The 19,373-nt window shown below is 70.2% G+C and carries 18 protein-coding genes; 9 read left to right on the top strand and 9 right to left on the bottom strand.

The window, feature by feature from the left end:
* The first annotated feature begins 29 nt into the window (after positions 1-29).
* Positions 30-407, top strand: coding sequence for a VOC family protein (locus tag DEI91_RS07505; protein WP_111051662.1), 378 nt, complete (start codon positions 30-32; stop codon positions 405-407).
* Positions 408-502: 95 nt separating this feature from the next.
* Here DEI91_RS07505 and DEI91_RS07500 read toward each other — a convergent pair whose 3' ends face one another.
* Genes DEI91_RS07500 through DEI91_RS07490 form a run of 3 tightly spaced genes read right to left on the bottom strand, consistent with a single transcriptional unit; the run spans position 503 to position 3,800 of the window.
* The gene (locus DEI91_RS07500; protein WP_111051661.1) at positions 503-1,417 is read right to left on the bottom strand and encodes a carbohydrate ABC transporter permease; all 915 of its coding nucleotides are present in this window, start codon (positions 1,415-1,417) and stop codon (positions 503-505) included.
* Between the two features lies 1 nt (position 1,418).
* A complete protein-coding gene (locus tag DEI91_RS07495) occupies positions 1,419-2,384 on the bottom strand; it encodes a carbohydrate ABC transporter permease (protein ID WP_111051660.1) in 966 nt (321 codons plus the stop codon).
* Positions 2,385-2,438: 54 nt separating this feature from the next.
* A complete protein-coding gene (locus tag DEI91_RS07490; RefSeq protein WP_111051659.1) occupies positions 2,439-3,800 on the bottom strand; it encodes an extracellular solute-binding protein in 1,362 nt (453 codons plus the stop codon).
* Positions 3,801-4,034: 234 nt separating this feature from the next.
* Between DEI91_RS07490 and DEI91_RS07485 the strand changes: the two genes are divergently transcribed.
* A complete protein-coding gene (locus tag DEI91_RS07485; protein WP_111051658.1) occupies positions 4,035-5,537 on the top strand; it encodes an alpha-N-arabinofuranosidase in 1,503 nt (500 codons plus the stop codon).
* A gap of 495 nt (positions 5,538-6,032) precedes the next feature.
* Here the strand turns inward: DEI91_RS07485 and DEI91_RS07480 are convergent, their stop codons facing one another.
* Positions 6,033-7,070 (bottom strand): LacI family DNA-binding transcriptional regulator, encoded by a 1,038-nt coding sequence (locus DEI91_RS07480; protein ID WP_375537675.1) that lies wholly within the window; start codon positions 7,068-7,070, stop codon positions 6,033-6,035.
* A gap of 212 nt (positions 7,071-7,282) precedes the next feature.
* On the opposite strand from DEI91_RS07480, the gene DEI91_RS07475 reads away from it, so the two are divergent.
* From DEI91_RS07475 to DEI91_RS07460, 4 genes are all read left to right on the top strand, one after another.
* On the top strand, positions 7,283-8,233 hold the full coding sequence (locus DEI91_RS07475; RefSeq protein WP_111051656.1) for a carbohydrate ABC transporter permease: 951 nt from the start codon (positions 7,283-7,285) through the stop codon (positions 8,231-8,233).
* On the top strand, positions 8,230-9,207 hold the full coding sequence (locus tag DEI91_RS07470) for a carbohydrate ABC transporter permease (RefSeq protein WP_111051655.1): 978 nt from the start codon (positions 8,230-8,232) through the stop codon (positions 9,205-9,207). The genes DEI91_RS07475 and DEI91_RS07470 overlap by 4 nt, the downstream gene beginning before the upstream one ends.
* Positions 9,208-9,340: 133 nt before the next feature.
* Entirely contained in the window at positions 9,341-10,675 is a 1,335-nt protein-coding gene (locus DEI91_RS07465; protein WP_111051654.1) for a sugar ABC transporter substrate-binding protein, read from the top strand.
* A gap of 78 nt (positions 10,676-10,753) precedes the next feature.
* Positions 10,754-12,583 (top strand): beta-galactosidase family protein, encoded by a 1,830-nt coding sequence (locus tag DEI91_RS07460; protein WP_111051653.1) that lies wholly within the window; start codon positions 10,754-10,756, stop codon positions 12,581-12,583.
* 68 nt (positions 12,584-12,651) lie between these two features.
* Here the strand turns inward: DEI91_RS07460 and DEI91_RS07455 are convergent, their stop codons facing one another.
* From DEI91_RS07455 to DEI91_RS07440, 3 genes are all read right to left on the bottom strand, one after another.
* Entirely contained in the window at positions 12,652-12,957 is a 306-nt protein-coding gene (locus tag DEI91_RS07455; RefSeq protein ID WP_110911731.1) for a hypothetical protein, read from the bottom strand.
* Positions 12,958-13,216: 259 nt separating this feature from the next.
* Positions 13,217-13,675 (bottom strand): hypothetical protein, encoded by a 459-nt coding sequence (locus tag DEI91_RS07445; protein ID WP_111051651.1) that lies wholly within the window; start codon positions 13,673-13,675, stop codon positions 13,217-13,219.
* Complete coding sequence (locus tag DEI91_RS07440; RefSeq protein WP_111051650.1) at positions 13,675-13,986, bottom strand: biopolymer transporter Tol; 312 nt, start codon at positions 13,984-13,986, stop codon at positions 13,675-13,677. Before DEI91_RS07440 ends, DEI91_RS07445 begins: the two co-directional genes overlap by 1 nt.
* 62 nt (positions 13,987-14,048) lie before the next feature.
* On the opposite strand from DEI91_RS07440, the gene DEI91_RS07435 reads away from it, so the two are divergent.
* Positions 14,049-15,122 carry a spore photoproduct lyase family protein gene (locus tag DEI91_RS07435; protein ID WP_258374332.1) on the top strand — a complete coding sequence of 358 codons (1,074 nt, stop codon included), beginning with the start codon at positions 14,049-14,051 and terminating at the stop codon, positions 15,120-15,122.
* A 24-nt stretch (positions 15,123-15,146) separates the two neighbouring features.
* Positions 15,147-15,551, top strand: a complete 405-nt coding sequence (locus DEI91_RS07430) for a DUF6640 family protein (protein WP_220032872.1) — start codon at positions 15,147-15,149, stop codon at positions 15,549-15,551.
* 208 nt (positions 15,552-15,759) lie between these two features.
* On the opposite strand, the gene DEI91_RS07425 is transcribed toward DEI91_RS07430, so the two are convergent.
* Together DEI91_RS07425 and DEI91_RS07420 are read right to left on the bottom strand one after the other, a co-directional pair.
* Positions 15,760-17,175, bottom strand: coding sequence for an MFS transporter (locus tag DEI91_RS07425; protein WP_110901438.1), 1,416 nt, complete (start codon positions 17,173-17,175; stop codon positions 15,760-15,762).
* A gap of 296 nt (positions 17,176-17,471) precedes the next feature.
* Positions 17,472-17,870 carry a DUF3253 domain-containing protein gene (locus DEI91_RS07420; RefSeq protein WP_111051649.1) on the bottom strand — a complete coding sequence of 133 codons (399 nt, stop codon included), beginning with the start codon at positions 17,868-17,870 and terminating at the stop codon, positions 17,472-17,474.
* A 92-nt stretch (positions 17,871-17,962) separates the two neighbouring features.
* Here DEI91_RS07420 and DEI91_RS07415 point away from each other — a divergent pair, with 92 nt between their 5' ends.
* Positions 17,963-19,327 (top strand): alpha-amylase family glycosyl hydrolase, encoded by a 1,365-nt coding sequence (locus DEI91_RS07415; RefSeq protein ID WP_111051648.1) that lies wholly within the window; start codon positions 17,963-17,965, stop codon positions 19,325-19,327.
* Positions 19,328-19,373: the final 46 nt, after the last annotated feature.

Here is a 19,373-nt window from a genome sequence, read left to right as displayed (position 1 = left end):
CGGGCGGAGGACGCGGGTACCCTCGCGCCATGAGCTGCCGACTGAGCGAACTGGTCCTCAACTGCGACGACCCCGAGGCGCTGTCGCGCTTCTGGTGCGCCGTCCTCGACTACGTCGAACTGGGGAAGGACGAGGACGGCATCGAGATCGGCCCGGTGTCCGGCTTCGGTGGGGCGACACCGACCATCATCCTGGCGAAGGTCCCGCACGCGACGACCCAGCCGCTGCGCCTGCACCTCGACGTCAACCCCGTCGACCGCGACCAGGACGCCGAACTCGAGCGGCTCCTCGCGCTCGGCGCCCGCCCGGCGGACGTCGGGCAGACCGGGGACGAGTCGTGGCACGTGCTGCAGGACCCGGAGGGCAACGAGTTCTGCCTCCTCCGGACGCGACTCGACCCCCTCTGACGCGACGGGTCGCCGGAGCGGCGACCGACGGACGGACGGACGGGAGGCACGGTGCCAGCTGGCACCGTGCCTCCCGTCCGTCAACCGGTCCGGACCTAGCCCTTCAGACCGGACCCCGTGACGCCCTCGACGATCTGTCGCTGGAAGACCAGGTACAGGACGATGAGCGGCAGCGCCGCGAGGAGCGCGCCCGCCTGGATGTCGGCGTACCGCTGACCGAAGCTGCCCTGGACCGTGGCGAGCCCGACCGGGATCGTCATGAGGTCCGGGTTCGACAGCACGAACAGGGGCAGCAGCAGGTTGTTCCACACCCCGACGAAGGTCAGGATCGTCACCGCGGCGATCACCGGACGCGACAGCGGCAGGATGACCGACCAGTAGACCTTCCAGATGCCGGCACCGTCGATGCGTGCCGCCTCCTCGAGCTCCTTCGGGATGCCGTCGAAGAACTGCTTGAAGATGAACACCGCGATCACCGCCGGGACCTGCGGGAAGATCACCGACCAGTAGGTGTTCAGCAGGCCGACCGCGTTGAGCTCCTGGAAGATCGGGATGATCAGGACCTGCGTCGGGATCATGATGCCCAGGATGATGAGCAGGAACGCCACGTTGCGGCCGCGGAACACGAGCCGGGACAGCGCGAAGGCCGCCATCGAGGCGAACAGCACCGTGAGCACCGCGGTGATGACGCTCGTGATGCCGCTGGCCAAGTACCAGTTCCAGATGTCCCCGGACTGGAACAGGGACGAGTACGAGTGCAGCGTCGGGTTCCAGTCGGACAGGATCGCGCCCGCACCGAGTGCGGCGACCCCGTTGTCCGACAGGGACGTCTTGAGCGCGAACAGGCTCGGGATGAGCCAGATGATCGCGAACACCGTGAGGACGACGCCCGACGCGATCGTGAAGCCCCTGCCGGAGACGCCGATCTTCGCGGCGCTCGTGGGGGCGGCCGAGGAGACGCCGGTGCGGAGCTTGGCGCGGCCGGTGGTGATGCTCTCGGTGGTGGTCATCTCAGGCCCCGATCTCACGCTTGGCGGCAGCGCGCTCGACGAGCTGCCGGATGACCGCGATCGCGACGATCACGATGAACAAGAGGACGGACGCTGCGGAGGCTGCGCCCAGCCGGTTGTCGGTGAAGCCGACGCCGGTGATGAGCTGCAGCGAGACCTGGGTCGAGATGCCCGGGCCGCCGTTCGTCATGAGGTACACCTGGTCGAAGATCTTCAGGCTCGCGATGATCTGCAGCAGGATGACCAGCGTCGTCGTGCGGCCGAGCAGCGGCAGCGTGATGGACTTGATCTGCTGCCAGTTCGAGGCGCCGTCGACCGCTGCCGCCTCGTACAGCTCACGCGGGATCTCCTGCAGGCCGGCCAGGTACAGCACGAAGTTGAAGCCGAGGGTCCACCAGACCGTGGCGATCGCGACGCCGATCATCGCGGTGTTCGGGCTGGAGAGCATGCCCGACCCCGGGGTCATGCCGAGTGCGGTCTGCAGGCTCGCCCAGAGGCCGGTGCTCGGCGTGAAGATGAACACCCAGATGAGCGAGATCGTCGCCGACGGCAGGATGAACGGCAGGAAGAACGCCAGGCGGAAGAACCACTGGCCCTTGTTCATCCGGTTCGTCAGCACCGCGAAGACGAACGCCAGGATCACCAGCGGCGGCGTCGTGTACAGGGTGAACTGCAGCGTGTGCCAGAGCGAGGACCAGAAGTCGCTGCGCCCGAGCATCTCGGCGTAGTTCGCGAACCCGGCGAAGCTCCCGAGTCCGGTCCGCACGGTCGAGGTGTTGAAGAAGCTCGTGACGATCATCCAGATCGTCGGTCCGAGCAGGAAGGCCGCGTAGAACAGGCCGAAGGGGGCGAGGAACAGCCATCCGCTGCGGCCCTGACCGCTGCTGATGCTGGTCCGGTAGGAGCGGCGCGGCCGAGGCGCGAGGGTCGCGTCCGTCGGCCGGTCGAGGACTGGTGCTGTGGTCACGTCATCGTGCCTTTCGCGCGGTGTTCACGTCGTTCGTGGTGTGCACGTGCCCGGTCACAGCGGGCTCGGGGTGTTGAGGTACGTCGCCAGCTGGCTCTTGATCGCGCTGAGGGCCTGTGCGGGGGACGAGCTGCCCTGCTGCACGAGGGCCAACTGGGCGCCCACGGTGCCCTCGAAGGTCGATCCGGACCCGCCGTACCAGGCAGCGTCGTCGAAGACCGCCGTCTCGGCAGCGGCCGCGTAGTTCGACTGCGGCGTGAGCTCCCGGTACGCGGTGCTCTCGAACGTCGGCATGTACGCGGGGACGTGCCCGCCCTCTGCCCATGTCAGGCTCTGCTCGAGCATCTGCTTGATGAAGAGCATGTGCTGCTTGCGCTGCTCGGGCGTGCGGTCCTTCTTCGGCAGGATGAAGGTGTGCGCGTCGGCCTGCGTGGCGGGCTTGTCGTAGAGCTGCGGGATCGGCGCCATGCCGAACTCGAGCCCCTTGATCGACTGGGCGGTGCTGATCTCCCACTCGCCCTGCATGAAGAAGCCGGCCTTGCCGTCGAACATGAGCGACTGCGCGGTGGCGTAGTCGAGGGCCTTGTTCATCCAGCCCTCCTTCACCCACTTCTGCGTGCGGCTCGTGACCTCGTTGTAGGCGTCCTCGTTGACGGTGAGCTTCGCGCCGCCGTCGCTGATGAACGGGGTGGCGCCCTCGATCTGGTTGTACATCGTCCAGAAGAAGCGCCACGGCGTGGCGGTCTCGGGGACGACGTTCGCGACGTTCAGCGCGTTGCCGCCGGTGACCTTCGACACCGCGGCGAGGGCACGCTCGAAGTTCTCCATCCCGTCCAGGTTCGTGAGCTGGTCGTCGCTGTCGAGCAGACCGGCCTTGCGGCAGACCTCGACGTTGTAGAACAGCACGAACGGGTGCGTGTCGAGGGGGATCGCGATGTTGTTGCCGTCGGTCTTCTGCGCCGTCCACGCCTTCTGGTTGAAGTCGCTCGCCTTGAGTCCGACGCTCGCCAGGTCGTCCGCGGTGATCGGGTCGAGCAGGTCGCCGTCCCAGAGCGGCTTCGCGCGGGTGAGGTGCGCGATCGCCACGTCCGGCGGCTTGTTGCCGACGGTGGCCAGAGTGACCTTCGAGTAGTACGGGTTGCCCCAGGCGAACGTGGTCGCCTGCAGGGCGGAGGAGCCGCCGTGCTGCTTCGCGTACCCGTCTTCCATGGCCTTCATGCGGACGCCGTCGCCACCGCCGAAGAGGTTCCAGAACACGAGCGTCTCGGGGGCGAGCGGGGTCCCGGCGAGACCGGCGGAGAGGGGGCTCGCGCAGGCGGCGAGCGGCAGCACGGTGGCGGCCGCGGCTCCGGCGGCGAGCAGGCTCCTGCGGGTGAACGCGGACCCGCGGGGTGGCGGGACTGGACGGTTCGGCATGGCATCACTCCATCGGGACGGGCCGAAGCGGGACGTCATCCGGGGGAGGAGTGCTGTCCCGTTCTCGGGGCGTCGGTGCCCCGTGAGCGCTCACATTAGCGCCGCGCCGACGGGTGCGCCAGCCCTTCCGTCCCGTGTCGACACCCGATAGCGTTTCCTTCAGGTGAGCGCTCACTTCCGTGACGCCGCGGAACACAACTGCTCGACGCACAGCCTGATCGAAGGAGATCACCCATGCCCCGCACACACCTCGTCCTCGATTCCGCGTTCACGGTGGGCCCGGTGCGGCGCCGACTGTTCGGCGGGTTCGTCGAGCACCTCGGGCGGCACGTCTACGACGGCATCCACGAGCCCGCGCACGAGTCCGCGGACGAGCACGGCTTCCGCAAGGACGTCATCGAGCTGGTGAAGGAGCTCGGCGTCACCACGATCCGCTACCCGGGCGGCAACTTCGTCTCCGGCTACAAGTGGGAGGACGGCGTCGGCCCTGTCGACCAGCGCCCTCGCCGCCTCGACCTGGCCTGGCACTCGACCGAGACGAACGAGGTCGGCCTGCACGAGTTCCAGCAGTGGCTCGACTCGGTCGGTTCCGAGCTGATGCTCGCGGTGAACCTCGGCACCCGCGGCACCGCCGAGGCGATCGAACTCCTCGAGTACGCGAACATCCCCGGTGGGACGGCCCTGTCCGAACAGCGCCGGGCGAACGGCAAGGACGAGCCGTTCGGCATCACGATGTGGTGCCTCGGCAACGAGATGGACGGACCGTGGCAGCTCGGCCACAAGAACGCCGAGGACTACGGCAAGCTCGCCGCGATGACCGCCAAGGCCATGCGGCAGATCCAGCCTGGTCTGGAACTGGTGGCGTGCGGGTCGTCGGGCGCCTCGATGCCCACGTTCGGCGAGTGGGAGCGCACCGTCCTCGAGCACGCCTACGAGGACGTCGACTACATCTCGGCCCACGCGTACTACGAGGAGGACGACGACCTCACCTCGTTCCTCGCGTCCGGCGCCAACATGGACCACTTCATCAAGACGGTCACCACCGCGGCGGACCACGTGCAGGCGCACAAGAAGTCCGACAAGCGCATCGACATCTCGTTCGACGAGTGGAACGTCTGGTCGATCACGAAGTGGGAGGAGAAGGCGAAGACCTTCACGCTCGAGGACTGGCCGGTCGCCCCGCGCCTGCTCGAGGACGTCTACACCGTCGCCGACGCCGTCGTGCTCGGCGGGCTGCTCATCTCGCTCCTCCGGCACGCCGACCGCGTCGCGTCCGCGTCGATCGCGCAGCTCGTCAACGTCATCGGCCCGATCATGACCGAGCCCGGTGGCGAGGCCTGGCGGCAGACCACGTTCTTCCCGTTCTCGGTCACCTCGCGTCTGGCCCACGGCACGTCGCTCAACGTCGTGGCCTCGGGTGACACCGTCGACGGCGGCAAGCACGGCACCGTCCCGGTCGTCGACTCCGCCGCCACGGTCGAGGACGGCAAGGCCGCGGTGTTCCTCGTCAACCGCCACCAGACCGAGAGCACCACGGTGACGATCGACCTCGCCGGCCTGTCCGTCGAAGGCGACGTGCACGCCGAGGGCATCTGGGACGACGACCTGCACGCCGTGAACGACCTGACGGACACCGCCCGCGTCGGCCTGAAGACGAACGAGTCCGTCCGCCGCGAGGGCGACACGATCACGATCGAGCTCCCGCCCGTCTCCTGGACGGCGATCTCGATCGGTTGAACGCCTCGGCGCACGCTGCACGCGGCGGGCGCCGAGTGAGCAGAGGACGCCGGGCCCCTCGGGGCCCGGCGTTCCTCGTGTCCGGGCTGGCCGCGCGGCCGCCGCCCGTCCGGCGAGGCTCGCCTGGGCGGACACGGCTCGGCGTCTGCGAGGCGGATTCGGTCCGCCGGGCCGAGCCTCGGCGCGGCCGCCGCGGCGGCGGTGGCGGGCCGGTGGTCGGACGGGAGGCGCGTGCCGGGCTGGCCCCGCGCCTCCCGTGCGGCGAGGCTCGCCTGGGCGGACACGGCTCGGCGTCTGCGAGGCGGATTCCGTCCGCCGGGCCGAGCCTCGGCGCGGCCGCCGCGGCGGCGGTGGCGGGCCGGGAGGCGCGTGCCGGGCGAGCCCCGCGCCTCCCGTGCGGCGAGGCTCGCCTGGGCGGACACGGCTCGGCGTCTGCGAGGCGGATTCCGTCCGCCGGGCCGAGCCTCGGCGCGGCCGCGGCGCGGCCGCCGGGGCTCAGCGCGCGGGCGGCGCCGCCGTGCTCGCGCGCTCGACGAGCCGCACCGGCACCAGGTCCGTCGCCGCCGTGACCGCTCCGCCCGCGATCTGGGTGAGCAGGGTGGCGACGGCGCGACGACCGACCTCGTCGAAGGACTGGTGCACGGTGGTGAGCGGTGGCCAGAACGAGTCGGACTCGGGGGAGTCGTCGAACCCCACCACGCTGAGCGTCGACGGCACCGGACGGCCGAGTTCGTGGCAGGCCCGGAGCACCCCGAGCGCGGTCTGGTCGTTCGCCGCGAACACCGCCGTGATCTCCGGGCGGGCCGCGATCGACAGCCCGGCGCGGTAGCCGGAGGAGGTGTTCCAGTCACCCTCGAACACCGGGGGGACCGGGCGTCCTGCCCCCGTCAGCGTCGCCGCCCACGCTGCCTGGCGCCGTGCGGCCGAGTACGACGACGCCGGACCGGAGACGTGCCAGACGGTCTCGTGCCCGAGGTCGAGCAGGTGTTGCGTGGCGAGCCGAGCGCCCTCGGCCTGGTCGGTGTCGATCGCCGGGTGGTCGGTGGTGCCGGTCGAGTCGACGACCACCATGGGCACGCCGTCGGGCAGGGCGACCTCGGCGGTGTCGATGACGTGCGACTCGATGATGATGACGACGCCGTCGACGGCCTGTTCGTGCAGGCGGGAGAACGCGCTGCGGACGCCCTCCTCGGTCCGGGACGCCATCGGCAGCAGCGTGATCGTGAAGTCGGCGGCGCCCGCGGCGTCGGCGATGGCCTCGAGCGTGCGCATGTTGCCGAACGACGCCAGCGTGAACATGATCACGCCGATGGTCCGGAAGCGCCCGGAGCGCAGCGCACGGGCGGCCCGGTTCGGGCGGTACCCGAGCTCGGCCATCGCCTGCTGGACGCGGGTCCGGGTCTCGGGGCTGACGTTGTCGAAGCCGCGGGCGACGCGGGAGACGGTCTGCATGGAGACGCCGGCGGCCTCCGCCACGGCGGAGAGCGACGGTGCCCGGCGGGGAGCGGCCGCGGGGTCGGTGGTGGTCGAGATGGTCACGCGCCCCCTTCGTACGGACGTCCGAGGTCGGCGTCCGTGCGCGACCGGTGCTGCGAACGCTAGTGCATGTTGACGTTGCCATGCTATGGTCGGGCCGTTCGATGTTGACGTCAACATCGGTCGGTCACCGTGGCACGGAGTCGTGCCAGCACAGCAGCCGGCCGGCGTCCGCACCGACGGCTCGCAGGACACGACGAAGGAGTCACATGAGCACGCTCACCGCGCGGAGCCCCGAGGCCGCGCCGCGACGGAGCGCGGGCACTGCTCCCGCTCCCCGTCGCCGCGGGAAGCCCCGCGGCCGCATGACCGGATGGCTCTTCGTCGGCCCGTTCGTCGCCGTCCTCGTCCTCATGCTCATCGTCCCGATCGGCTACGCGCTCTGGCTCAGCCTGTTCCGCGACCAGCTCATCGGTGGCAACCAGTTCGTCTGGTTCGCGAACTACGTCCAGCTCTTCCAGGACGCCAAGTTCTGGTCCGGGTTCGGTCGGGTCGCCATCTTCCTGGTCGTGCAGGTGCCGATCATGCTCGGTCTCGCCCTCGTCGCCGCCCTCGCGCTCGACAGCGCGCGCCTCTGGGGCACCGGGTTCTTCCGCATCGCGGTGTTCCTGCCGTACGCGGTCCCGGGCGTCGTCGCGGCGCTCATCTGGGGCTTCATCTACGGCAACCAGTTCGGCCTCACCGGTGCGGCGAACGACGCGCTCGGCATCGACCTGCTCCAGCCGTTCAGCCCGACCTGGGTCCTCACGTCGATCGGCAACGTGGTCACGTGGGAGTTCCTCGGCTACAACATGCTGATCTTCTACGCCGCCCTGCGGACCGTCCCCGGTGAGCTGTACGAGGCGGCCGAACTCGACGGTGCCGGCCCGATGCGCACGGTCTTCTCGATCAAGCTCCCGGCCCTCCGCGGTCCGATGGTCATCGCCACGATCTTCTCGATCATCGGCAGCTTCCAGCTCTTCAACGAGCCGAACCTGCTCAAGACGCTTGCCCCGAACGTCATCGGCAGCGCCTTCACCCCGAACATGTACGCCTACTCGCTGTCCTTCAGCGGGCAGCAGTTCAACTACTCCGCCACCGTCGCGATCGTCATGGGTGTCATCACCGCCGTCATCGCCTACGTCGTGCAGGTCCGCGGCACCCGACAGGAGAACCGATGAGCACGCTGCAGCAGCCCGCCGCCGGCCCGACCGCACCGGCCACGGTCACCGAGGCGACCACGACGCAGGGTGACCCGCGCGCGCGCCGGACCCGGGCCTCCCGGAAGGCGGCGCAGCCCGTCGACGGACGCAAGGTGAAGCGCTCCGGCCTGCTCACCGCGGTCATGGTCGTCTTCGTCGTCTACTCGTTCGCGCCGCTGTTCTACCTGCTCGTGAACAGCACGAAGACCCAGGCGTCGCTCCTGTCGACGTTCGGCCTCTGGTTCGGCGGCGACTTCCACCTCTGGCAGAACATCGTCGACACGCTCACCTACAACGACGGCATCTTCGTCCAGTGGCTCGGCAACACGCTGCTGTACGTGGTCGTCGGGGCCGGTGGCGCGACGCTGCTCGCGACCGTCGCCGGGTACGGCATGGCGAAGTTCCAGTTCCCGGGCCGTCGCGCGGTGTTCGCGATCGTCCTCGGCGCGATCGCCGTGCCGGGCACCGCCCTCGCCGTCCCGACGTTCCTGCTCTTCTCGCAGGTCGGCCTGACGAACACCCCGTGGGCGATCATCCTGCCGTCGCTCATCAGCCCGTTCGGCATGTACCTCATCTGGACGTACGCGGTCGAGGCGATCCCCACCGAACTCATCGAGGCCGCCCGCATGGACGGCGCCGGCGAGTTCCGGATCTTCTTCACCATCGCGCTGAAGCTCCTCGCCCCGGGCGTCGTCACGGTCCTGCTGTTCGCGGTCGTCGCCACCTGGAACAACTACTTCCTGCCGCTCATCATGCTGAGCGACCCGAAGTGGTACCCGCTGACCGTCGGCCTGAACCAGTGGAACGCGCAGGCCACCGGCTCCGGTGCCGAGCCGATCTACAACCTCGTCGTCACCGGTTCGCTCCTCACGATCATCCCGATCGTGGTCGCGTTCCTCTTCCTCCAGCGCTTCTGGCAGTCCGGCCTCGCGGCCGGCTCCGTCAAGGCCTGATCCCGCCACCCGGCCCCGTCCACACGACGGACCAGCCGGGAGGCCCGGCGCCACCCCGCCTCGGACCGCGCCGCCCCTCGCTCCACCCCCGCACCCCGCAGCAGTTCTCCACAACGAAGTGAAAGGCACCACCATGCAGAAGCGTCTCCGGCGCGGGCTCAGCGCCCTCGCCATCGGCGTCACCGCCGCCATGGCCCTCGCGGCCTGCGCGTCCGGCGGCTCCGGCTCAGGCGGCTCGTCCTCCGACATCTCGAAGGCACTCGACGAGGGCGGCACCCTGACCTACTGGTCGTGGACCCCGTCCGCGAAGGACCAGGTCGCCGCGTTCGAGAAGCAGTACCCGAAGGTGAAGGTCAAGCTCGTCAACGCCGGCACCGGAGCCGACCAGTACACGAAGCTGCAGAACACGGTGAAGGCCGGCTCGGGTGCGCCCGACGTCGCCCAGGTCGAGTACTACGCGCTGCCGCAGTTCGCCCTGTCCGAGTCGCTCCTCGACCTGAGCTCCTACGGCTTCGACGACCTCGAGGACAAGTTCGCCGCGAGCACGTGGAACTCGGTGTCGATGGACGGCAAGGTCTACGGTCTGCCGCAGGACTCCGGCCCGATGGCCATGTTCTACAACAAGAAGGTGTTCGACGAGTACGGCATCGAGGTGCCGAAGACGTGGGACGAGTACGTCGCGGCAGCGAAGAAGCTCCACGAAGCCGACCCCGAGAAGTACCTCGCCGCCGACTCCGGCGACGCGGGCTTCACCACGAGCATGATCGCCCAGGCCGGCGGTACCCCGTTCGCCACCGACGGGGACAAGGTGACGATCAACCTGCAGGACGAGGGCACGGAGAAGTGGACCCAGACCTGGGACCAGCTCGTCGAGCAGGGCCTCCTGGCGAAGACCGTCGGCTGGACCGACGACTGGTACAAGCAGCTCGGCAACGGCCAGATCGCCACGATGATCACCGGCGCCTGGATGCCCGGCAACCTCGAGGCCAGCGTCGCCGACGCAGCCGGTGACTGGCGCGTCGCCCCGATGCCGACCTACGACGGCGGGCCCGCACAGACCGCGAACAACGGCGGCAGCGCGCAGGTCGTCATGGAGCAGTCGAAGAACCCGGCGCTCGCGGCCGGCTTCCTCAAGTGGCTGAACTCGTCGGAGGAGTCCACGAAGGTCTTCATGGAGTCCGGCGGGTTCCCGTCGACCACCGCCGACCTCGAGTCCTCGGCGTTCCTCGAGGAGAAGCCGGAGTACTTCGGCGGCCAGCAGATCAACAAGGTGCTCGTCGACGCGTCGAAGTCCTCGGACAACGACTTCACCTACCTGCCGTACCAGGTGTACGCGAACAGCGTCTACGCCGACACCGTCGGGCAGTCGTACGAGAAGGGCACGTCGCTCGAGTCCGGTCTCAAGGCCTGGCAGGACGCGCTCGTGAAGTACGGCAAGGACCAGGGCTTCACGGTCTCCACCAAGTAGCAGCACCCCTCCGACGCGGCCGTGCGGGCATCCCGCACGGCCGCGTCCCCCTGCCGCCCCCTCCCAGAAAGGCGCGAGATGCGCTTCGCCATCGGCGACACCGACTTCCTGCTCGACGGGCAGCCGCACCGCGTGCTCTCCGGCGCGATCCACTACTTCCGCGTCCACCCCGACCTGTGGGCGGACCGGATCCGCAAGGCCAAGCTCATGGGCCTCAACACCGTCGAGACCTACGTCGCGTGGAACGCGCACGAGGCCACGCCGGGCTCGTTCGACTTCAGCGGCGGCCTCGACCTCGGCCGGTTCCTCGACCTCGTGGCCGCCGAGGGCATGCACGCCATCGTCCGTCCCGGCCCGTACATCTGCGCCGAGTGGACGAACGGCGGGCTACCGTTCTGGCTGTTCACCGACGGCACCGTCGGGATCCGCCGCGACGAGCCGCAGTTCCTCGCCGCCGTCGGTCGCTACCTCGACGCCCTGGCGCCGATCCTCGTGCCCCGGCAGATCGACGCCGGCGGACCGATCGTGCTCGTGCAGGTGGAGAACGAGTACGGCGCGTACGGCTCCGATCCCGTGTACCTCGAGAAGCTCGAGCGCATGCACCGGGACATCGGGCTCACCGTGCCGTTCACGAGCGTCGACCAGCCGATGGACTCGATGCTCGAGGACGGGTCGCTCCCGTCGCTGCACAAGACCGGGTCGTTCGGGTCCCGCTCCGCGTCTCGGCTCGAGCGGCTGCGGCAGGCACAGCCCACCGGCCCGCTGATGTGCTCCGAGTTCTGGGACGGCTGGTTCGACAGCTGGGGTGAGCACCACCACACCACGCCGGCCGCGGCCAGCGCGGAGGACCTCGACGTCCTGCTCGCTGCCGGCGGCTCCGTGAACATCTACATGTTCCACGGCGGGACCAACTTCGGCTTCACGAACGGTGCGAACGACAAGGGCGTGTACCGGCCCATCGCCACGTCCTACGACTACGACGCCCCGCTCGACGAGGCCGGCCGTCCGACCGACAAGTTCCACGCCTTCCGTCAGGTCATCGCGCGCTACGCGCCCGTCCCGGAGCTGCCCCCGACGATGCAGCCCGGCGGGTCCGGCCGGCTCGCGAGCGCGCTCGACGGCCTGGAGGCCCGACGCGCTCCCGCCGCGGACGTGGCCGTCCGCCTCGACCGCGTCGTACCGCTCGCCGGACTGCTGCCCACGATCACGTCCTGGACCACGCACGAGACGCCGCCGACCTTCGACGAACTGGGCGCCGCTTCCGGTTTCGTCCTGTACCGGACCGAGGTCGACCTGCCGGAGGGCGGCGTCCTCACGGTCGCGGAGGAGGTGCGCGACCGCGTGCTCGTCAGCCTCGCCGGACGTCCGGTCGGCGTCCTCGAGCGGGAGCACCACGACCGCGCCATCACGCTGCCGCCGGCCACGGGCCTCCTGGAACTGCTCGTGGAGGACCAGGGCCGGGTCGACTACGGCCCCCGGATCGGCGAGCCGAAGGGGCTCATCGGTGCGGTGCGCGTCGACGACGTCGTCCTCGCACGCTGGACGGTGTCGCCGCTCGCGCTCGACCCGCTGCCGGACACGGCCGTCGCGGCGCTCCGCGCGGCGCCGGCGTCCGCGGGGGAGACCATCGCCGGTCCGGCGTTCGGCTCCGGCTCGTTCGACCTCCCCGAGAGCGGGGCGGTGCTCGACCGGTACCTCGCCCTGGACGGGTTCCGGAAGGGCGTTGCGTGGGTCAACGGCTTCTGCCTCGGTCGGTACTGGTCGCGGGGACCCCAGGGCACCCTCGCCGTCCCCGGTCCGGTGCTCCGGGCCGGGCGGAACGAGGTCGTCGTCTTCGAGGTGCACGCCGCGGCCTCGCGCACGGTCTGCATGTGCGTCGAGCCGGAGCTCGGGCACACCGAGGCCTGACCGACCGAGTCCCGCGACGACGAACGGCCCCGGCGGATGTCCGGGGCCGTTCGATCGTGGTCGTGCGGTCAGCAGGTCGGTTCGGGCACGAGCACCGCGATCCGCCCGACGCGCACGAGCGGCACCCCACCGCGTTCACCCAGCCGCTCACCGGCGAACCGGACGAGCACGCCGGGCTCGGTCCGCTCGGCCTCGACGAGCGCGGCCGCCTGGGCCGGTGTGACCAGCAACTCCCACGGGCGGCGGACGCCCGCGCTGTCCTCGGAGCACAGCTCCAGCAGGACGCCGACCCGCGTCCCCGTCGGCCCCTCGGTGGTGGTCGTCCCGGTGCGCAGCCCCACCAGCGCGCCCGTGTGCGTGACGATCTCGTTCATGGTTCCCCCTCGTTCTCGGCGTCCTCGCCGCGATGAGCTTACGGCTGCGAGGATCTCTCGCACCTCATCCGGAAGGTGGGGAAACGGGACGCGTCGTCCGCCGTTCGGCTGACGGCAGCATCGGAGGCGGAGCCGGGCCCGCCGCCCGGGTCGCGCAACGTGCCGTCGGTCGGCCGCCGGAGTCGCACGACCTGCCGGATCGGCTGGCTCGGAGCGGCGGTCCATGCGACCTCGGCGAGCTCCTCGAGGTCACGTGCATTCAGAAGGCGCGCGCGCCTGCCCATCCGCGGACGCGCAGGAGCCCTTCGCGGCGCCAGATCCAGTACGGGGCGAACTTCGTGCCGTCGTCCTCCCGTGCCTTCGTCAGGAGCCAGATCTGCCGTCGGTGCTGCCGCCCGTCGTCGTCCACCCACTCGACGAAGCCGTCGTCGAGGACGGTCGTGATCTGCACTCGAGGCACGGACCAGCTCATGACGTACCCGTCGTACCGGAGCATCTGGTCCTCGAGGCGGACCGCGACGCGGTGGGCGCGGACGGTCATCCACAGACCGAGTCCGACGAACAGCGTCCCGAGGACCACGACGAACGCCCGCGCCGATGCCTCCGGAACGAAGGCAACCCCGATGAGGACCATGCCGACCACGATCTGCAGCGGGCCGACCGCTGCGGCGTTCGCGGTTCGTTCCCATCGCGGCGCCCGGATGACCTGGCCGGCCATCACCCGACCTCGTCGAGACCGTCGAGGTCCGCGAGGGCCTGCTCGGCCTGCGCGAGCCGCTCGGACTCCGGTCGGGTCCACCACTCCGGGCCGCGTTCCCCGAGGCCGTGCTTCGCGAGCCCGTTGCGGTGACGGGCAGCTGCGACCGCGTCCTCGTCGCCGGCCCGTCGCGCCTGCTTCACGGCGTTGCGACCACGGCCGAGGTGGGACCGGAGGCGTGCGGCGACGTCCTCGGGGAGCGTCGGGTCGGTCCGGCGCCAGCGCCGTCCGTCCACGACGAAGTAGTGGTCGTCCTCCACGCCGGCGGTCATGCCGTCGAGTCTGCACGAGCCACCCCCAGAGGTGTCGGTGGTGACCGGTAGAACGGTGGGTGATGACCGAGTCCCGCATGCGCCCCCTGCTCGACGTCAAGCGCATCTACGCCGAGGACGCCGCCCTCGAACTGCCACGCGGGCAGGAGATCGTCGGGCAGTGGCCGGACGCCGAGATCGTGCCGGTCGCGTCCCACTGGCAGATCCCCGAGGTGCACGGCGACGAGCGGAACGTCTCCCGCTGGGTGCGGATCAAGACCGAGGCGCTCGTCCTCGGCGTCAAGAAGTCGATCGTCACACGGCCGAACGGGCGCTCGGCGGACTTCATCGCCCCGTCGACCGCGAACGGCTGCGCGATGGCGTGCGCGTACTGCTACGTCCCCCGGCGCAAGGGCTACAGCAACCCGGTCACCGTCTTCGCCAACATCGAGCAGATCACCAAGCACCTCGCTCGCAACATCCAGAAGCAGGGACCGAAGACCGAGCCGAACCAGTGCGACCCCGACGCGTGGGTGTACGACATCGGTGAGAACAGCGACTGCTCGGTGGACGCCATGCTCAGCGACAACGTCCGCGACCTCTGCGACCTGTTCCGGATGACGCCGACCGCGAAGGCCTCGTTCGCGACGAAGTACGTCAACCGCGACCTGCTCGACTGGGACCCGATGGGGCGCACCCGCATCCGCTTCTCACTCATGCCGCACGAGACGGCGAAGGTGACGGACATCCGGACGTCACCGATCGCGGAACGACTGGCCGCCGTGAACGACTTCGTCGAGGCCGGGTACGAGGTGCACCTGAACTTCTCGCCCGTCATCCTGACGCCGACGTGGGAGACCGACTGGGCCGCCCTGCTGCGGGAGGTCGACGACGTGCTCTCGCCGGCAGCGAAGGCGCAGCTCGCGGCCGAGGTGATCTTCCTCACCCACAACGAGCAGCTGCACGAGGTGAACCTCGGCTGGCACCCGAAGGCCGAGGACCTGCTCTGGCGTCCGGATCTGCAGGAGCAGAAGCTGTCCCAGAACGGTGCCGTCAACATCCGGTACCGCGCGGCGATGAAGGCGCGGCACATCGAGCGCTTCCGCCAGCTCGTCGACGAGAACCTGCCCTCCTGCCGCATCCGCTACGCGTTCTGACCTGGTACCGGGCAGGCTGGCGTCATGACACTCTCTGCGCGCGAACTGGCCGGGCGGATCTGCATCGGCGTCGCTGCGGTCGCCGCCCCCGTGGGCGCCTTCGTCTTCGACTACAACGAGACCCACGTCAAGAACCCGGCTTGGCCGCCGCACGCCAAGTTCCACAACGCGCAGACGATGTCACTCGCGGTGGCGTTGGCCGGCCTCACCGTGTGGCGCCTGCGTCCCGCGGTGCGTGACGTCGGTCTCGCGAGCAGCATCGCCTCCACCTACTGGGTGACACAGGTGACGAGCCTCGCCTTCCCCGGCACGGCGCTGGCCGATCCCGGAGTGCAGTACCGCGACGTCAAGGGCGACCAGCGCGTCCCGATCATCGCCTGCCTCGCGCTCGTCGCCGTGGGGACACTGCTCGCCCGTCGGCGTCCCTGACCCGCACACGAGGCCGATGCAGCTCACCGATCCGCTCGCCACGCTGGTCGGGCCGACCCTGGCCGACGCCCTCCGTGTCCTCGCGCAGACCGACGTCGGCGGGAGGGGGCTCGCGGTCCGATGCTCGACATCGGCCCCTGCCGTCGCGGCGAAGGAGAGCTCAGCCCTCGGACGGTGGCGACCGAGAGCTGAGCTGACTTCCTCATCGTCAGGCGCTGCGCTGCTGCTCCCGCTCGAGCTTGCGTGCAGCGAGCGCGCGTTCGTCCTTGCCGACGAAGAAGAGCAGGACGATCGCGACCACGACGCAGCCGAGGATCAACGCGAACGTCACGTCCCACCCGAACGCGTGGACCGAGAGGCCCACACCGGTCGACGCCAGGGTGGCGCCCAGGACGTAGCCGAACAGGCCGGTGAACCCGGCGGCGGTGCCGGCGACGGAGCGCGGGCTGAGGTCGAGCGCCTGCAGCCCGATGAGCATGACCGGCCCGTAGATGAGGCCGCCGATGAGGACGAGCATCGCGAGCGAGACCCCGAGCGGGCCCTCCACCGGGGACAGCCAGTACACCGCGAGTGCGACACCGACGGCGGCCATGAACAGGATGCCGGTCGGCGACCGTCGCCCGCGGAACACCTTGTCGCTGATGTAGCCGCAGAGCAGCGTGCCCGGGATGCCGGCGAGTTCGAACAGTGAGAACCCGGCGATGCCTTCGCCGAGGCTGGCACCACGGACCTCGGCCAGGTAGACCGGCGCCCAGACGAGCACGCCGTAGCGGAGGGTGTAGACGAACACGTTGGCGAGTGCGAGCTTCACCATCGTGCCGTTCGTGAGGACGTAGCGGCGCAGGGTCGTCCAGGTGGACGCGCCGTCGTCAGCGGCATCGGTCTCGACCGGTGCCGGGTCGTTCCGGTACTCCTCGATGGGCGGCAGGCCCTCGGACTCCGGCGTGTCCCGGAGCAGCACGAAGGCCACCACGGCGATCACGAGGCAGACGATGGCGGGGAACCAGAAGACGCTCTGCCATCCGCCGAACCACGCGAGGCCGAGACCCGCGAGGCCGCCGGCCCCGGCGCCGCCGACGTTGTGCGCGACGTTCCAGATCGCCGTCTTGCTTCCGCGCTCCGACGTCGAGAACCAGTGCACGAGGGTACGCCCGCTGGGCGGCCACCCCATGCCCTGGAAGAACCCGTTGAAGATCATCACGACGGCGAAGAACGCGACGGACGCGCCGACCGCCGGGACGAAGGCGATGAACAGGTTCGCGATCGCGGACAGCACGAGCCCGATCGGCAGGAACCAGCGTGCGCTGCTGCGGTCGCTGACGATCGCGCTGAGGAACTTGCTGACGCCGTACGCGAGCAGCACGCCGTTCGTGATGACACCGAGGCCGACGGTGCTGAACCCGTTCTCGTCGCGCAGGATCGTCGCGACGAGCGGCACGTTGTTGCGGATGAGGTAGTAGGCGGCGTAGCCGATGAAGATGCCGATGAAGACCTGCAGTCGCAAGCGCGGGTAGCGCCGGGCGACCGTCGCCGCGTCGAGTCGGGCTGCCGGAGGTGGTGCAGCGAGGAAGGCGGTGAGGCCCTTGCGTGTCGCCACGTCGGTCTGTGTTCGAGGATGTGTCATTGGTCCTGATCCGTCGGGGGAGTGTCGGTCACTGGCGGGCGCAGCGTCACGCCCTCGCCCCTCGCCCCTCGACAGCAGCCAGCCGGATCGGAAGTGGTACTCACGTACGCAGTCCGGAGGCTGGAGGTGGTTGCACGCCGAGGAGTCGGAGACGCAGGCAACGATCGAGCTCGGATCGGCAGTGATCTCGATCTCGTTCACGACGCTCCCGCCGTGGGAACCCTACCTCTCCCTGAGCGGAAGGACAGGCTCGGCGCCGGCGTGCTCGACCCTTCTCCACCGGCGGCACCACCGCCTCAGCGCGGACGGCGGATCCGGATCGGGCCCTTCGCGGTCGACGGGTCGACGACGTTCCCGCCCTGGGTGATCTCGACCTCGCCCCGCGCGACCATCCGCCGGGCGGCGCGACGCGCGGGTTCCATGAGGTCGCGCCAGTCCTCGCCGCCGACGGCACGGGCGGCATCCGACGGGCAGATGCTCGAGGTCAGCGCGCGGGCGTCGAGCAGCGCGTCGATCGTGTGCTCGAGGGTCCGGTCGGTGTCGTCGAGCCCGTGGCGTCGGCACGCGTCGGAGCACCACTTGGTGTCCGGGCCGGCGGTGTCGGGCATGCGCCGACCGCAGGACGCGCACGTCCGTTCCGCGTGCGCGGCCTCGAGTCGGCGTGCGTCGTCCTCGGTCCGGATGGTTCGTCCCATGCCCCCATGATCGTCCCGGCCACCGACGCGCTTCCAGGCTGGCGGTACCCCGGTCCACGGTCCTGGCCAGGGCCGCCTGGCAGCATGCATGGATGGACACAGCAGCCGAGCCGGACCCCGCCGCCGCGACGAGGCCGAGCGAGCCCGCCTGGGTCGAGCACGTCATGTGGTGGCACGTCTACCCGCTCGGCTTCGTCGGCGCGGAGGTCCGGTCCGACACCACGGTCGACGCACGTCCCGTGGAGCACCGGCTCGGGCACCTGGAGGGCTGGCTCGACCACGTGGTGGACCTCGGCCTGAACGGACTGCTGCTCGGGCCGGTCTTCGCGAGTTCGTCGCACGGCTACGACACGGTCGACCACTTCCGGATCGACCCCCGACTCGGCGACGACGCGGACTTCGACCGCCTGGTGGCCGCTGCGCGCGAGCGGGGGATCCGCGTGCTGCTCGACGGCGTCTTCAACCACGTCGGCCGTGAGCACCCGGCGTTCCGCCAGCTCGAGACCGCGGGACCGGACGCCGACACCGCGGGCTTGTTCGCCGTTGACTGGTCGGGCTGGCAGCCGGGGCAGCCGGTACCGGTCGGGTCGTTCGAGGGGCACGACATCCTCGTCGCACTCGACCACGCGTCGCAGCAGACCGAGGACCTCGTCGTAGCGGTCATGACGCACTGGCTGGAGCGTGGCATCGACGGCTGGCGGCTCGACGCCGCCTACGCGGTGCCGCCGGCGTTCTGGGCCCGGGTGCTGCCGCGCGTGCGCGAGCGGTTCCCGGACGCCTGGTTCTCGGGCGAGGTCATCCACGGCGACACCGCGGCGATCGTCCGGGAGTCGACGATGGACTCGACCACCCAGTACGAGCTGTGGCAGGGCATCTGGCACGGCATCGCGGACCGGAACTGCTTCGAACTGGCGCACGCGATCGAGCGGCACGACGAGTTGCTCGCGACCTCCGCCCCGAGCACGTTCGTCGGCAACCACGACGTCACCCGGATCGCGAGCGCGGTGGGGGAGGGGTTCGTCGGTCACGCCGTCGCGGTGCTCTTCACCGTCGCCGGCACGCCGTCGGTGTACGCGGGCGACGAGTTCGGCTGGACCGGCGTCAAGGAGCAGCGCGAGGGCGGCGACGACGCCGTCCGCCCCGCCTTCCCGGCGACGCCGCCGGAGCCGAGCGGGACCGCTGCCGAGCTGGTGCACGCGCACCAGGCGCTCGTCGCCCTCCGGCGTCGGCACCCGTGGCTGCACCGCGCGCACACGGACGTGGTGCACCTGACGAACGAGACGCTGGTCCTCCGGACCGCGACCGACCGGGAGGCCGTGGTCACCGCCCTGAACCTCTCGCCTGAGCCGGTGGTGCTGCCCGCGGCCGACGCGACGCGCGTCGAGGCGGGCCGGGGCGACCTGTCGGAGGGTGGGCTGCGCCTCCCGGCCGGCGCCTGGGCGGTCCTGACCGCCTGAGCCGTCCGACCTGACGGCAACGCGAAAACGACAGATCTCCGTGGGA

This window comes from Curtobacterium sp. MCBD17_032, assembly GCF_003234855.1.
In the GTDB taxonomy this organism is placed as follows: Bacteria; Actinomycetota; Actinomycetes; order Actinomycetales; family Microbacteriaceae; genus Curtobacterium.
The sequence above is the reverse complement of the archived record's forward strand: the minus strand, read 5'-3'. Positions and strand labels throughout refer to the sequence as shown.

Coding starts and splice junctions, on each gene's coding strand:
- DEI91_RS07460 (WP_111051653.1), top strand. CDS start 10,754: ATGCGCTTCGCCATCGGCGACACCGACTTCCTGCTCGACGGGCAGCCG.
- DEI91_RS07475 (WP_111051656.1), top strand. CDS start 7,283: ATGAGCACGCTCACCGCGCGGAGCCCCGAGGCCGCGCCGCGACGGAGC.
- DEI91_RS07445 (WP_111051651.1), bottom strand. CDS start 13,675: ATGGCCGGCCAGGTCATCCGGGCGCCGCGATGGGAACGAACCGCGAAC.
- DEI91_RS07500 (WP_111051661.1), bottom strand. CDS start 1,417: ATGACCACCACCGAGAGCATCACCACCGGCCGCGCCAAGCTCCGCACC.
- DEI91_RS07420 (WP_111051649.1), bottom strand. CDS start 17,870: ATGGGACGAACCATCCGGACCGAGGACGACGCACGCCGACTCGAGGCC.
- DEI91_RS07505 (WP_111051662.1), top strand. CDS start 30: ATGAGCTGCCGACTGAGCGAACTGGTCCTCAACTGCGACGACCCCGAG.
- DEI91_RS07430 (WP_220032872.1), top strand. CDS start 15,147: ATGACACTCTCTGCGCGCGAACTGGCCGGGCGGATCTGCATCGGCGTC.
- DEI91_RS07440 (WP_111051650.1), bottom strand. CDS start 13,986: ATGACCGCCGGCGTGGAGGACGACCACTACTTCGTCGTGGACGGACGG.
- DEI91_RS07490 (WP_111051659.1), bottom strand. CDS start 3,800: ATGCCGAACCGTCCAGTCCCGCCACCCCGCGGGTCCGCGTTCACCCGC.
- DEI91_RS07465 (WP_111051654.1), top strand. CDS start 9,341: ATGCAGAAGCGTCTCCGGCGCGGGCTCAGCGCCCTCGCCATCGGCGTC.
- DEI91_RS07470 (WP_111051655.1), top strand. CDS start 8,230: ATGAGCACGCTGCAGCAGCCCGCCGCCGGCCCGACCGCACCGGCCACG.
- DEI91_RS07485 (WP_111051658.1), top strand. CDS start 4,035: ATGCCCCGCACACACCTCGTCCTCGATTCCGCGTTCACGGTGGGCCCG.
- DEI91_RS07435 (WP_258374332.1), top strand. CDS start 14,049: ATGACCGAGTCCCGCATGCGCCCCCTGCTCGACGTCAAGCGCATCTAC.
- DEI91_RS07425 (WP_110901438.1), bottom strand. CDS start 17,175: ATGACACATCCTCGAACACAGACCGACGTGGCGACACGCAAGGGCCTC.
- DEI91_RS07415 (WP_111051648.1), top strand. CDS start 17,963: ATGGACACAGCAGCCGAGCCGGACCCCGCCGCCGCGACGAGGCCGAGC.
- DEI91_RS07455 (WP_110911731.1), bottom strand. CDS start 12,957: ATGAACGAGATCGTCACGCACACGGGCGCGCTGGTGGGGCTGCGCACC.